Annotated in this window: 13 protein-coding genes and 1 pseudogene; 6 read left to right on the top strand and 8 right to left on the bottom strand. The window is 71.2% G+C overall.

The genetic code is table 11. The features are described 5' to 3' along the window. Positions 1–37 precede the first annotated feature (37 nt). Positions 38–367, top strand: a pseudogene (locus tag ACE7GA_RS09010) (ATP-binding cassette domain-containing protein); the annotation flags it as partial. 603 nt (positions 368–970) lie between these two features. Here ACE7GA_RS09010 and ACE7GA_RS09005 read toward each other — a convergent pair. After that, a complete protein-coding gene (locus tag ACE7GA_RS09005) occupies positions 971–1,858 on the bottom strand; it encodes a WcbI family polysaccharide biosynthesis putative acetyltransferase (protein ID WP_376098632.1) in 888 nt (295 codons plus the stop codon). Between the two features lie 7 nt (positions 1,859–1,865). Beyond that, the gene (locus ACE7GA_RS09000; protein ID WP_376098630.1) at positions 1,866–3,086 is read right to left on the bottom strand and encodes a GSCFA domain-containing protein; all 1,221 of its coding nucleotides are present in this window, start codon (positions 3,084–3,086) and stop codon (positions 1,866–1,868) included. Between the two features lie 282 nt (positions 3,087–3,368). Between ACE7GA_RS09000 and ACE7GA_RS08995 the strand changes: the two genes are divergently transcribed. Further along, positions 3,369–3,638, top strand: a complete 270-nt coding sequence (locus tag ACE7GA_RS08995) for a hypothetical protein (RefSeq protein WP_376098628.1) — start codon at positions 3,369–3,371, stop codon at positions 3,636–3,638. Between the two features lie 225 nt (positions 3,639–3,863). Here ACE7GA_RS08995 and ACE7GA_RS08990 read toward each other — a convergent pair whose 3' ends face one another. The 5 genes from ACE7GA_RS08990 to ACE7GA_RS08970 form a co-directional block, all read right to left on the bottom strand. Continuing rightward, on the bottom strand, positions 3,864–4,559 hold the full coding sequence (locus tag ACE7GA_RS08990; protein WP_376098626.1) for a hypothetical protein: 696 nt from the start codon (positions 4,557–4,559) through the stop codon (positions 3,864–3,866). Positions 4,560–4,660: 101 nt separating this feature from the next. Beyond that, positions 4,661–5,293 (bottom strand): GTPase domain-containing protein, encoded by a 633-nt coding sequence (locus ACE7GA_RS08985; RefSeq protein WP_376098624.1) that lies wholly within the window; start codon positions 5,291–5,293, stop codon positions 4,661–4,663. Between the two features lie 19 nt (positions 5,294–5,312). Further along, positions 5,313–6,722, bottom strand: a complete 1,410-nt coding sequence (locus ACE7GA_RS08980; RefSeq protein WP_376098622.1) for a TRAP transporter large permease subunit — start codon at positions 6,720–6,722, stop codon at positions 5,313–5,315. 30 nt (positions 6,723–6,752) lie between these two features. Then, positions 6,753–7,304 (bottom strand): TRAP transporter small permease subunit, encoded by a 552-nt coding sequence (locus ACE7GA_RS08975; protein ID WP_376098620.1) that lies wholly within the window; start codon positions 7,302–7,304, stop codon positions 6,753–6,755. A gap of 13 nt (positions 7,305–7,317) precedes the next feature. Further along, positions 7,318–8,463 (bottom strand): TRAP transporter substrate-binding protein, encoded by a 1,146-nt coding sequence (locus ACE7GA_RS08970; protein WP_376098618.1) that lies wholly within the window; start codon positions 8,461–8,463, stop codon positions 7,318–7,320. 261 nt (positions 8,464–8,724) lie between these two features. Between ACE7GA_RS08970 and ACE7GA_RS08965 the strand changes: the two genes are divergently transcribed. Continuing rightward, positions 8,725–8,985 (top strand): hypothetical protein, encoded by a 261-nt coding sequence (locus tag ACE7GA_RS08965; protein WP_376098616.1) that lies wholly within the window; start codon positions 8,725–8,727, stop codon positions 8,983–8,985. Between the two features lie 5 nt (positions 8,986–8,990). On the opposite strand, the gene ACE7GA_RS08960 is transcribed toward ACE7GA_RS08965, so the two are convergent. Then, positions 8,991–9,413 carry a DUF1489 family protein gene (locus ACE7GA_RS08960; RefSeq protein ID WP_376098614.1) on the bottom strand — a complete coding sequence of 141 codons (423 nt, stop codon included), beginning with the start codon at positions 9,411–9,413 and terminating at the stop codon, positions 8,991–8,993. Between the two features lie 95 nt (positions 9,414–9,508). Here ACE7GA_RS08960 and ACE7GA_RS08955 point away from each other — a divergent pair, with 95 nt between their 5' ends. From ACE7GA_RS08955 to sdhD, 3 genes are all read left to right on the top strand, one after another. Continuing rightward, entirely contained in the window at positions 9,509–10,516 is a 1,008-nt protein-coding gene (locus ACE7GA_RS08955) for an aspartate-semialdehyde dehydrogenase (protein WP_376098612.1), read from the top strand. 141 nt (positions 10,517–10,657) lie between these two features. After that, positions 10,658–11,107: a succinate dehydrogenase, cytochrome b556 subunit gene (gene sdhC, locus ACE7GA_RS08950; RefSeq protein WP_376098609.1), complete on the top strand. Its 450-nt coding sequence runs from the start codon at positions 10,658–10,660 to the stop codon at positions 11,105–11,107. 13 nt (positions 11,108–11,120) lie between these two features. Then, positions 11,121–11,522: a succinate dehydrogenase, hydrophobic membrane anchor protein gene (sdhD, locus tag ACE7GA_RS08945; RefSeq protein WP_376098607.1), complete on the top strand. Its 402-nt coding sequence runs from the start codon at positions 11,121–11,123 to the stop codon at positions 11,520–11,522. The last annotated feature ends 156 nt before the right edge of the window (positions 11,523–11,678 follow it).

Raw genomic sequence — 11,678 nt, 5'->3', positions numbered from 1 at the left:
GCATGTCACCGTCGCGCCGGGGGAAGCGGTGACGGTCATGGGCCCCTCCGGCTCCGGCAAGTCCTCGTTGCTGGCCTGGGTGTCCGGCGCGCTGGACCGAGCCTTCTCCGCCTCCGGCCGCGTGACGCTGGAGGGCGAGGACGTGACGCACCTGCCCGCCCACCACCGGCGCATCGGCATCCTGTTCCAGGACGACCTTCTCTTCCCCCACCTGTCTGTCGGCGAGAACCTGGCCTTCGGCCTGCCCGCCGCGATCCGCGGCCGGGCCGCGCGGGCGGCGCGGGTCTCGGCAGCGCTCGAGGACGCCGAACTCCCCGGCTTCGCCGACCGGGACCCCGCGACGCTGTCCGGCGGCCAGCGGGCCCGCGTTGCGCTCATGCGCACCCTGCTGACCGAACCCCGCGCGCTGCTGCTGGACGAACCCTTCGGCAAGCTGGACGCCGGTCTTCGCGACCGCGTCCGCCGCTTCGTGCTGGATCGCGCGCGGGCGCGCGGCCTGCCGGTGCTGCTCGTCACGCATGATCCGGAGGATGCGGCGGCCGCGGGCGGGGCCGTCCTGCACGTCGGACGGTCATCGCCCCCGGCCACCGGGACGGAGCGGGATAGGTCCCGCGTGGACCTGGATGGCGGATCGGCCCGGGCGTCGCCGTTCAGCTGGATGGGGATCGGGCGGGTGGGCTTCTCGGTCGTCGCGCTGGATTGCGCGCCGATGCACGCCCGCCGGTTCACGCCCGCCGGTTGCTGCGCGTCGCCTCTCGGGATCGGTGAGGGACGCGCTGCGGCTTCGCGGCCTTTCGTGATCCCTCCTCTCGCCCTCACGGTCGGAACCACGACCCGGCGGCAAGCGGGCGTACGATGCCGGCGAAACGACCCGGGTGCGACGATACGCGTGCGACGCTGCGGGCGCGATGATGCCAGGGCCGGGACGAACCGCCCCAGGTCGGGCCGGCACGGCCGCGGGCCGGACCGGTCAGCCGCGCAGGAGCGCGAGTGCAGCGGCCAGCTTCGGCGTGCCGGGCACGGCCGCGAGCAGGCGCTCGCGGTGTGCTTCATAGATCACGAAGGATCGCTCCACGAACATCCGGAGATCCATCGGCGCAGACACGCCGTCCGGCCCGACCACGCTGCGGAAGAGGGTGTGTCCGGGCACGCCGATGCGGCGCCCGATCTCCGGATAGACGGGGAAAACGGGGTGGTTCCAAAGCCGCTCCCCCACGATGTCCGACAGGTCGTCGTAGTCCGGCGCCGCTTCCCCGCGCTGGCGCAGTACCAGCCGGACGGTGTCCGTCACCGGCGCCGCGCGGGGGTGGTTGACGGTGAACATGAACGCGCCGCCCCGCTGCCAGGCGCCGATGCGGTCCGAGATGTCCAGGCCGAGCCGCGCGTGGTGCCGGATGAGCTTGATCCGCTCAGCCTCGTATTCCTCGAAGTAGCCGAGGCGCGCGTAGGTCAGGGCGCCAAAGAGGCGGACCGTGCGCGCCACGTCCAGCCCCGCTGCGAAGCCCGCCGCGGCGATCGCGGAGTGATAGACGTTCAGCGGCGAGGGGAGCGGCCCCGCCTCGTCCCGGACGTAGATGCAGTCGGGCTGGAAGCCGCCGAAGAGGATCCCAGGCACGAAGACCACGTCGGGCCGCGCCGCGAGCATCGCGTCGCGCCGGAGCGGCCCGAGCCGTTCGTCGAAGATCGGGTGGGAGAAGACGCGGTCGTAGGCCGGAAGGCTCGCCGCGATCTCCGCGGCACCCGCGATGACTTTCGCGTCGCCGATGTTGTGGCGCACGATCTCCGCGCCGGGATGGAAGGCCGCGAGGGCATCGGCGACGAGCGCGGATTGGCAGTTGCCGACGACGCAGATCTGCATGCGGTCGTCAGCGGGACGGTCGGGCGAGGTAGAGTTCCTCGTCGCAGACGGTCAGCAACGGGTCGCCGACGTCGTCCTGCGTATCCGTCTCGGGCACATTCGTCTCGGGCGCGTCCGTTTCGGGCGCGTCCGTTTCGGGCGCGTCCGTTTCGGGCGTGGCCGGACCGGATGTGGCCGGACCAGGCGTCCCCGGGTTGGGAGCGTCGGAGCCGGGTGCTTTCGGGCTGGGTGCCACGGCCGGCACCTCGGGCGGCGTCGTTCCGTCCAGCGGCGGTTGCGCCGCTGCCTCGGCTGCCGGCGGGTCCGCACCGGCGAGCAGGTGGCGCGTGAACACGGCCATCACGGCGTTCACGACGCGCGGCAGGACCGTGCGCCGGTCCTCGTCGAAGGCACGGGGCCCGAGGCTCGTGACGAGGTCGTAGGAGGGGAAGTAGGCGACGCCGGGCAGCCGCCGCGACACCTCCTCCGCCGCCACGCGCAGCTTGGACTTGGATAGGATGGTGGCCGGCAGGACGTGCCGGTCGCCCGCCGTCGCGACGAGCGGGACGGGTGAGACGGTCAGCAGGACGCGGGCGGCAGGGTTCACGTCGCGGAGGCGGCCGACGAAGCCGGCGAGATCCGCCTCGACCTCGGCCGCGGAGAAGTCGTGGAACCGGCAGGGCCCGCCCTCCGCCACCACGCCCGGCGCGATGGGGTAGGCGGTGCCGTCGGCCTCGCTCAGCCAGGCCTCGGTCAGGCCGAGGGTGAAGACGAAGACGGCGCAGTCCTCCAGCACCCGCCGCACGGCGTCGAGGTGGGGGAGGCGGGCGGCGAGCGCGTCCTCGGGCGTGGCGAAACCTTCTGGGGCGATGCGTGGGCGCAGCGCGTCCACGTACCGGCCGTCCGGGCGGCGCCAGACCGGATCGGCGGGCCGGCGCAGGCCGTAGGCCTCGTCCACCAGCTGCACCAGTTGCCGGGCGGTGTAGATGTTGCCGTAGCGTGCGGAGAAGAGCGCGTCCCCTTCCGGCCGCGGGTCGCCGTGGCCCTCGGCGCGCAGCGGGGTGAAGCCGCTGCGGCGCAGGTGCCGCGCGAGGTGCTGCGCGAAGCAGGAACCGGCGGTCGCGACGGGGTCGCGCGGCCCGATCCGGAAGGGCATGGACACCACGGGATCCACGGCCGGCGGCGGAACGGCGGCCACGGCGCGGGCCCAGAAGGCCCAATCCGGCCGGTCGGCGTAGGGGTGCTGCATGGCATTGCAGCATCGCACCGCGGCGCGGGGGAGGAAGCGGGACGGCGGCGGCGGAGCCGACGCCGCCGAGCATGAGGCATGCGCCGCCGGGGTGGGCCGAGGGACGTGCCGCGTCGCATCGACGCCGCGACCCCGCGCAGGCCGGGATGTCTGCCGGCGGCCTTTGCGGCGTTCCGCGCGGGCCGGGTGTCCTGGCCATCGGGGATCCCGGCCGTCGAACCCGGAGGTCGCAACCCCCGCCGCGGGCGTGGGTTAGTCCGGGCTCTCACTTTGGAGGAAGCCATGGCGGATAAGCAGCAGCGCGGCGACATGCCGCTGGTGGCCGGGAACCGCCTTCCTTCGAGCCCCGAGGTGACGGAGGGCGGCAAGGCCCCCACCCCCACGGAGGGCGGCCACGGCCACGCGAAGGGCGCGGCGTCCCGCGCCGAAGCGGAGGGAAACCCGACCGACGGGACGAGCCGCGCGACCCAGGGCAAGGCCGAGAAGGATCACGCCGCCAGCGTGGGCGCGGGAAAGCCGCGGTCGGAGAAGGCGTCGCACGACAACGACTGATGCGGGCCCGCACCGGTCGTGACGTCGTTGGATCGCGATCGCGCCGGTGAGCCCGGGCGGGCCTGCCTTCCGGCCCCGGCCCTTCGCTGGCGCCCGCGTTCAAGCGGGCCCGACGGAAGGCTCCCCGTCGGGCCCGACCAGAACGCGCCGTGATCCAGGGGCACGTGCGTCACTGGCGGGAACGGTTTGGGAAGGGCAGGGCCCTTCCCGCCGCACCAACCGCGATCAGCCCTCCCAGCGCGCGAAGGACAGGAAGATGTGGTCGGCCACGGGATAGCGCGCCGCCAGTTCGGCCGGCGCCTCCGAGCGATCCGTCTCCCAGGTATCCGCCACGACGGCGTTGGGCTGCCACCGCGAGAACTCGGGCTGCCGCTGGTTCGGAAAGCCCGACTGGATGCCGATCACGACGGTCGCGTGGCGCCGCGATTCGCTGGTGAAGGTGCCGCCGCGCCGGAAGATCATGATCAGATCAATCGGCGCCACGCCGGCCTCGCGCAAGGCCATGTAGGTCGCGCCCGCCTGATACTGGCAGTTCCCGCCGCCCAGCTTGATGGCGAGGTAACCCATGGCCTCGGCCATCTCGGTCCGGATCGGGTCGGTGCAGTTGCCCTGGGAGATCACCGATTCAGGGATGCCCCAGGCATCCACGGCCTCGTCGATCTCGACGTTCGCGGCGCGAGAGGCGAAGACGCGCTTCACCTCGCCCGCGAACGCCGAGAGACCGAGCATCCCGCCGCCACCGGCGAAGGCCGACTGGTCCGACATGAAGCGGTTGCAGGCACCGAGAGGCAGGCGACGGCGTACCGCCGACATGGCGGCCGTGGCGGCAATCGGCCAGTGGTTCTTCACGGCATAAATGTTGGCCGCGAGCTCTCGCGCCGTCGCGCGCACCTTCGCCTCGTCGTACGGATGCTTCGTCATGTTCCCTGGCGTGTCCTCAAGTCTCACCGAACGGGACGGGCGCTTACTGCGGCCCCACCCGGTGCGGAAGTCGCGGAACTGTCGCGTGCGTCGCCCCGCTTTCAGCGCGCCGGAAGCAGCGCGTCGGAGGCTGCGCGCAAGACGTCCACGCCGTGCTCGGGGACCAGCACCGCCCCATCCTCGCCCCGCGTCTCCCGCGCATTCACACGGACCACCGGCAGCGGCCCGAGGACACCGGCGATGCGGGCGCGCAGGCCGGCATGCGCGTCTTCGCCAGGTTCGGCATGAGTGAGGACGACGAGGGCGGGAATGCCCTCGGCGCGCAATGCCTCCGCGAGCGCGGCGAGGGTGCCCGCACCGGCATGTGCGCGTCCGGTCTCGGCGTTCAGGACGAGCCAGGCGAGGTCGGGACGTTCCCCCGGCCCGAGCGCGGCGAGAGCCTGCCGCAGCACGACGGCCTGCGCCTGGCCCGCCGCCGTCTCGAGGCCGCGCGTATCGCCGAGCGCGGCGGGCCAGGCAGGTCCCGCGTGCCAGGTGGTCCGGACGGTGACTGGCGCGCCGGAACGGGCCTCGGCCGAATCAATCCCGAGGACGGCGTTGACGAGGGTGCTCTTCCCCGCCCCCGTCGGGCCGAGGAGCAGCACGCGCGGCAGACCGGCAAGCGCGTCCGGCGCGCGCAGGTGCTCGCCGAAGGGCCAGAGGGCGGCGGCCGTGCGGCGGAGCCAGGACAGCACCCCGCCGATCATCGGCCGCTCAGCGGAACTGGATGGGCGGCGCTTCCTCGTTCATGTCGGGCATCGGCACGTCGATCCGCACGGTCGAGGGGTCCACGCCCGTCCCCTGGTCGAGCCAGTAGGTCACGCTCTCCGGCCAGAAGATGACGACGGCGACGAGGATGAGCTGCAGCAGCAGCCAGGGCACCGCGCCCCAGTAGATGTCGCGCGACCGCACTTCCTTCGGCGCGATGCCCCGCAGGTAGAACAGCGCGAAGCCGAAGGGCGGGTGCATGAAGGATGTCTGGAGGTTGATGCAGAGCAGGACGCCGAACCAGACGAGGTTGATGTCCATTTTCGCCGCCACCGGCGCGAGCAGCGGCACGATGATGAAGGCGATCTCGAAGAAGTCGAGGAAGAAGGCAAGGAAGAAGACGAAGACGTTCGTGAAGATCAGGAACCCGGTCTGGCCGCCCGGCAGCTTCGCCAGCAGGTGTTCCAGCCACAGCCCGCCATCCACGCCCTGGAAGACGAGGGAGAAGACGGTCGCGCCGATGAGGATGAAGATCACCATGGCGGTGATCCGCATCGTGTTCGACATGGCCTCGCGCAGCAGCTTCCAGGAATAGCGGCCGTTGATCATGGCGAGGAAGACGGCACCGACCGCGCCCATGGCACCGGCTTCCGTCGGCGTGGCGAGGCCGAGGAAGATCGTGCCGAGGACGAGGAAGATGAGGACGATCGAGGGCACCATCCCCTTCGCGACGCGCCAGTAAAGGGCGGGCCCGCGCTGTGTCAGCGCCTCGTCCGGCAGGGGCGGCACCTTGTGCGGCGCGAAGATCGCGACGCCGACGATGAAGCCGATGAACAGAAGGACCTGGAGGATCGAGGGTCCGATAGCCCCCGCATACATGTCGCCGACCGACTTGCCGAGCTGGTCACCGAGCACGATGAGGACGAGGGAGGGCGGGATGAGCTGCGTGATGGTACCGGAGGCCGCGATGACGCCCGTCGCGATCCGCATGTCGTAGCCGTACTTCATCATGATGGGCAGGGAGATCATGCCCATCGCGATGACGGAGGCCGCGACGGTGCCGGTGATCGCGCCGAGGACGGCGCCCACGATGATGACGGCGAAGGCGAGCCCGCCCGGGACCTTGCCGAAGAGCTGCCCCGTGCCTTCCAAGAGATCCTCCGCCAGCCCGCAGCGTTCGAGGATCGCGCCCATCAGGGTGAAGAAGGGGATGGAGAGCAGCAGGTCGTTCGACAGGATGCCGAAGATGCGCAGCGGCAGGTTGTAGAGGTAGGCCGTCGTGAAGAAGCCGAGCTCGATGGAGATGAACCCGAAGAACAGCCCGACCGCCGCGAGCGAGAACGCCACGGGGAAGCCGATCACGAGGAACAGGATCATGCCGCCGAACATCAGCGGCGGCATCATCTCTTCGGTCATGTCAGGTGGTCCGTCGGGTGATGGGGCCGCTCACTGCAGCGGCCGTTCGTAGGCGAGGACGACCTCCGCCTCCGCCGGCTTCTCGCCGAAGAGGATGGCGAGGCGCTTGATGAGTTCCGAGAGGCCCTGGAGCAGGATCAGGAGGAAGCCGAGCGGCAGGATCAGCTTCACGGGCCAGCGCAGCAGGCCGCCGGCGTTCTGCGACGTCTCGTTCCGGAAGAAGGAGTCCAGGAAGAACGGCCAGGTCATCCAGGCCATCAGCCCCATCGCCGGCAGCAAGAAGATGGTGATGCCGAGGATGTCCACCCAGAGCCGGTAGCGGTCCGAGAGCGACCCGAAGAGGATATCCACCCGCACGTGCTCGTTGCGGTTGAGCGTGTAGGAGGCGCCGAGCATCACCATGCCGGCGAAGAGGTACCACTGCACCTCCAGCCAGGCGTTGGAGGAGTAGGACACCCCGTAGCGGACGAAGGCGTTGCCCGCCGAGATCGCGACCGCGAACAGCGTCATCCAGTCCGCGGCCTTGCCGAAGACCGCGTTGATGCTGTCCACCACGCGCGAGAAGGCGAGCAACGGCTTCATTCCTGACGGTCCCTCAGCGCCGCGGCGCCTGGGCCGGCTGCGCGGCCTGCTGCTGCTCCATCGCCTGCATCAGGTAGACGAAGCTGTCGTAGGAGTTCTCGGCGACGCGGAACCACTGGAGCTGCGTGTCGCGATAGGCGCGGAAGTGGTCCCACACCTTCTTGAAGCGCGGGTTGGTGGCCGAGGTCTCCTCATACAGCTCCATCGCCGCGCGGTAGCAGGCCTGCATGACCTCCCGCGGGAAGGCGCGGAGCTGCGCACCGCCGGCGACGAGGCGGCGGAGCGCCGGCGGGTTCTGCGCGTCGTACTTCGAGATCGTCTCGATCATCGCGTCCCGGCATGCGCTCTCCATCACTTCCTTGTAGAGCGCGGGCAGTTCCTCGTACTTCGCCTTGTTGATGTGCATGGAAAGGTTCAGCCCGCCCTCCCACCAACCGGGGTAGTAGTAGTAGGGCGCGACGCGGTTGAAGCCGAGCTTCTCGTCGTCGTAGGGCCCGACCCATTCGGCCGCGTCGATCGTGCCGCGCTCGAGCGAGGGGTAGATGTCGCCGCCCGCGATCTGCTGCGGCACGGCGCCGAGCTTCTGGATGACGTTGCCGGCGAAGCCGCCGATCCGCATCTTCAGGCCCTGGAGGTCCTGCACCGTGCGGATTTCCTTGCGGAACCAGCCGCCCATCTGCGCGCCCGTGTTGCCCGCGGGGATGGAGACGATGTTGTAGCCCTCGAAGAACTCGCGCATCACCTCGCGCCCGCCGCCGGCGTAGAGCCAGGACGTGATCTGGCGGAAGTTCGCGCCGAAGGGAATCGTGCCGTCGAAAGCAAAGGTCGGGTCCTTGCCGACGAAATAGTAGGAGGCGGTGTGCGAGCACTCGATGGTGCCCTGCTGCACGGCGTCCACGGTTCCGAAGGCCGGCACGACCTCGCCCGCCGCGAACATGCGGATCTGGAACTTGCCGTCGGTCAGCGCGGCGACGCGCTGCGCGACGCGTTCGCCGGCGCCGTAGATCGTGTCGAGCGACTTCGGGAAGGAGGAGGCGCAGCGCCAGCGGATATCCGGCATGGACTGGGCGAGGGCGGGGGTCGCCAGCGGGGTCAGCGCGGCGGCGACCGCCACCGGGGCGCCCGCGGCACCGCGGGCGAGCAGGCTGCGACGATTCATCGTGGGACGTGTCTCCTCGGCCGCCGCGTTCGCGCGGCTTGGCTGGCGCGTCATTAATGCGCAGCCTCCATGCTGCCTAGGGGTTGCAAGGGCGGGTCGTTTTCAGGGCGGGCGCGTGACGGGAACGTAATCCGTGCCTCGGCCGCCCGCCGTTCACCCGTCCTTCACCATCGCTCCCGGAGACTACCCCGCACCGGCCGAGGAACGGATCCGGCAGCCCCTCAGGCAGCCCCTCAGGCAGCCCCTCAGAAGGAGGTCGCGATGAATCATCCCGCCACGTCCCGCGCCGGACGCGCCCCGGCGCGCGTCCCGTCCAGCCTGCCGCCGGTCGAAGGCGCGGCTCTTGCCGAAGGACCGGGCGGCGTCGTCCTGCACCTGCGTGCGCAGGGTGGCGGCACCTTCCGCCTGCCGCTCTCGCCCGACGCGCTGCGCGAGATCGCGGCGCTGGCGACGAGCGTCCTGACGACCGGCCTTTCGACGAAGGGCGCGGTTGCACCTTCGGGCAGCGCCGGCGTGCACTGACGCCCCTACAGCAACCCGAGCACCGCGAGCTCCCGGCGGAGCTTCGGCGGCAGCGCCTCGACGCCCTCCGCCCGCGCGGCGCCCGCGGCGATGTCGGCGGGGGCCGCGGCGGCGTCGAGGTAGCGCCAGCCCTGGAAGGCCTTCACCGGCCGGCACTCCACGTGCACCAAGCCGGGGTCCAGCATCAGGGCGGCGCCCTTCGTGCCGTCCTCCTTCGTCGCATCCTCGATCGCCAGGATCCGCTGCCGTACGCACAGGATCCCGGCGACGACCCAGTAGATCGAGCCGCCGGCGCAGATCTCCTCGGCACGGCGCGGGACCATGCGGGTCACGTGGCGCAGCGGGCCGTGCCGCGCGCGCTCGGCCTGCAGGCGCGCGAGGGTCGCCACGTCCTTCGGCCCGACCGAGAGCTTCATCAGGTGCAGCACGGGCCCGATCTGCCCCCGCGGCGCAGGCCGCGCAAGGTTGCGCCGGGGGACCTGCCGACCCTATCTCCCTGCCCCTTCCAGAAGGACATCGCAGCATGGGCCACCGCGTCGCCGTCGCCGGCGCCACGGGCAATCTGGGGCGCGAGGTGATCCGCACCCTGTCCGAGCGTGCCTTCCCCGCCGACCGCGTCGTCGCCCTGGCCTCGGGCCGCGCCGTCGGCAGCCAGGTGTCGTACGGGGAGGACGCGGTGCTCACCGCCGCGTCGCAGGAGAAGCACGACTGGTCCGGGACCGACCTGCTCTTCGTCGCGCCCGGCGCGACGGCGCCCGCGGCGCTCGCGACCCGCGCGGCGCGGGCGGGTGTCCTCGTCGTTGACCTCACCGGCGCCTCCGGCGCCCCGCCGATCGTACCGGAGGTCAACCCGGAAGCCCTGTCCCGCGCGATGGAATCGGGGCGGATCCTGTCCTCCCCGGGCCCGGCGGCGACGCTGCTCACCCTCGTCGCGAAGCCGCTGCACGACCTGTTCGGCGCGACGCGCGCGGTCGTCACCGGCCACATCCCGACCTCGGAGGCCGGGAAGGAGGCGATGGACGAGCTTTTCTCCCAGACCCGCGCCTTCTACGTGAACGACCCCTTCCCGCCCGAGCACCTGCCCAAGCCCATCGCCTTCAACCTGTATCCCGGCGTCGGCGGGCCGGAGGACGACGGCTCGACGGACGAGGAACTGCGGCTGGTCGAGGAGGTGGCCGGCCTGCTCGGCCTGCCGGTCACGGCGACCCTCGTCCGCGTTCCCGTCTTCATCGGCGCCACCCTCGCCGTCCACCTGACCTTCGAGCGGGAGGTGGACGAGGACGCGGCGCGCGAGGCCCTGCGGGACGCCCCCGGCCTCGCCGTACTCGACCGGCGGGAGGAGGGGGGCTACGTGAGCGCCGCCGAGTCCGCGGGGGAGGACCTGGTCTACGTGTCCCGCCTTCGCCGCGACCCGACGGTATCAAACGGCCTCGCGCTCTGGATCGCCGGCGACAACCTCCGAAAGGGTGGGGCGCTGAACGCCGTGCAGGTCGCCGAGGAAGCGCACCAGCACGACCTGATCGGGGTCTGAGGCCGGGCCGCGCGCAAGTAAGCGCACGGCGCAGACCCGATCGAAAGGGCAACGAATGGACCGGTGCCGCATTGACGCTTTCCCGCACCGCACCATAGAAGCGCGGCGACTGTCGCGCCTTCCGCGGCGTTAGGGGTGGTGATGGCCCAGGTCCACGACGCGCGCGACGCGCTCTACGACGGCAAGCGTACCGACGGCTCGGCGATCCGCCGTCCCATGTCGCCGCACCTTCAAGTATACGACATGTACCAGATGAGCAGTTTCCTCTCGATCGGGAACCGCATCGTCGCGGTGATCTGGTCGGTCGGGCTGCTGTTCATGGTCTGGTGGCTCGTCGCGGCGGGTTCGGGGCCGCGGGCCTATGCCTCGGTGCAGGGCTTCCTGGGATCGTTCATCGGCGTCATCGGGCTGTTCGGGCTGACGGCGGCGGCCTGGTACCACACGCTCGCGGGCGTCCGGCACCTCGTCTGGGACGCGGGCTACGGCTACTCGATCCCCGACATGTACCGCAGCGGCTGGGCCGCCCTGATCGGCACCGCGGTGCTGACGGTCCTGACCTGGATCATCATCGTCGTCGCCTGGGCGTCGTAGGGAAGGGGGCAGCATGAGCGAACACCTCACCCCGCAGCGGCTGGAAAGCCCGCTCGCCCGCGCGCGCGGCCTCGGCTCGTCCAGGGGCGGCACGCATCACTGGTGGCTGCAGCGCGTCACCTCCATGGCACTGCTGCCCCTGACGCTCTGGTTCGCCTTCGCCGTCGCCTCCCTCGCGGGCTCGCCCTACGAGGTCGTGGCGCGGTGGATCGGTCAGCCGTTCAACGCGACGCTGCTGATCCTGACGGTGGCGATAGGCTTCCATCACACGGCGAGCGGCCTTCAGGTCGTCGTCGAGGACTACGTCCGGCCGGAAAGCCGCCGCGCCCTCGTCATCCTGGCGATGAAGGGGCTGTTCCTGCTCCTCGGCGTGCTCTCGGTGCTCTCCGTTCTCCGGCTCGTCTTCCGGGCGTGAAGGCTGCGGGCCACAGCCCCGCCGCATCCCGGGACCCGGAGCTTGACCGGCCGTTGCGAGCCTTTCGCAACGGTGAAATTCCCGGCAAGTCGCTGATCCCGCGTCCTTCCCGCTGCCGCGGGACACCCCACATCCACTCTAACGCGGCGTCGGTAT

It is taken from the genome of Roseomonas sp. CCTCC AB2023176 (assembly GCF_042259275.1).
Lineage (GTDB): Bacteria > Pseudomonadota > Alphaproteobacteria > Acetobacterales > Acetobacteraceae > Roseomonas.
This window is presented reverse-complemented; position numbering and strand designations above follow the sequence as displayed.

Bases quoted from the DNA above. Each gene is read 5' to 3' on its own strand.
- ACE7GA_RS08990 (WP_376098626.1), bottom strand. From the start codon at position 4,559: ATGACGAAGCATCCGTACGACGAGGCGAAGGTGCGCGCGACGGCGCGA.
- ACE7GA_RS08955 (WP_376098612.1), top strand. From the start codon at position 9,509: ATGGGCCACCGCGTCGCCGTCGCCGGCGCCACGGGCAATCTGGGGCGC.
- ACE7GA_RS09005 (WP_376098632.1), bottom strand. From the start codon at position 1,858: ATGCAGATCTGCGTCGTCGGCAACTGCCAATCCGCGCTCGTCGCCGAT.
- ACE7GA_RS08995 (WP_376098628.1), top strand. From the start codon at position 3,369: ATGGCGGATAAGCAGCAGCGCGGCGACATGCCGCTGGTGGCCGGGAAC.
- ACE7GA_RS08970 (WP_376098618.1), bottom strand. From the start codon at position 8,463: ATGAATCGTCGCAGCCTGCTCGCCCGCGGTGCCGCGGGCGCCCCGGTG.
- sdhC (WP_376098609.1), top strand. From the start codon at position 10,658: ATGGCCCAGGTCCACGACGCGCGCGACGCGCTCTACGACGGCAAGCGT.
- ACE7GA_RS08980 (WP_376098622.1), bottom strand. From the start codon at position 6,722: ATGACCGAAGAGATGATGCCGCCGCTGATGTTCGGCGGCATGATCCTG.
- sdhD (WP_376098607.1), top strand. From the start codon at position 11,121: ATGAGCGAACACCTCACCCCGCAGCGGCTGGAAAGCCCGCTCGCCCGC.
- ACE7GA_RS08975 (WP_376098620.1), bottom strand. From the start codon at position 7,304: ATGAAGCCGTTGCTCGCCTTCTCGCGCGTGGTGGACAGCATCAACGCG.
- ACE7GA_RS09000 (WP_376098630.1), bottom strand. From the start codon at position 3,086: ATGCAGCACCCCTACGCCGACCGGCCGGATTGGGCCTTCTGGGCCCGC.
- ACE7GA_RS08965 (WP_376098616.1), top strand. From the start codon at position 8,725: ATGAATCATCCCGCCACGTCCCGCGCCGGACGCGCCCCGGCGCGCGTC.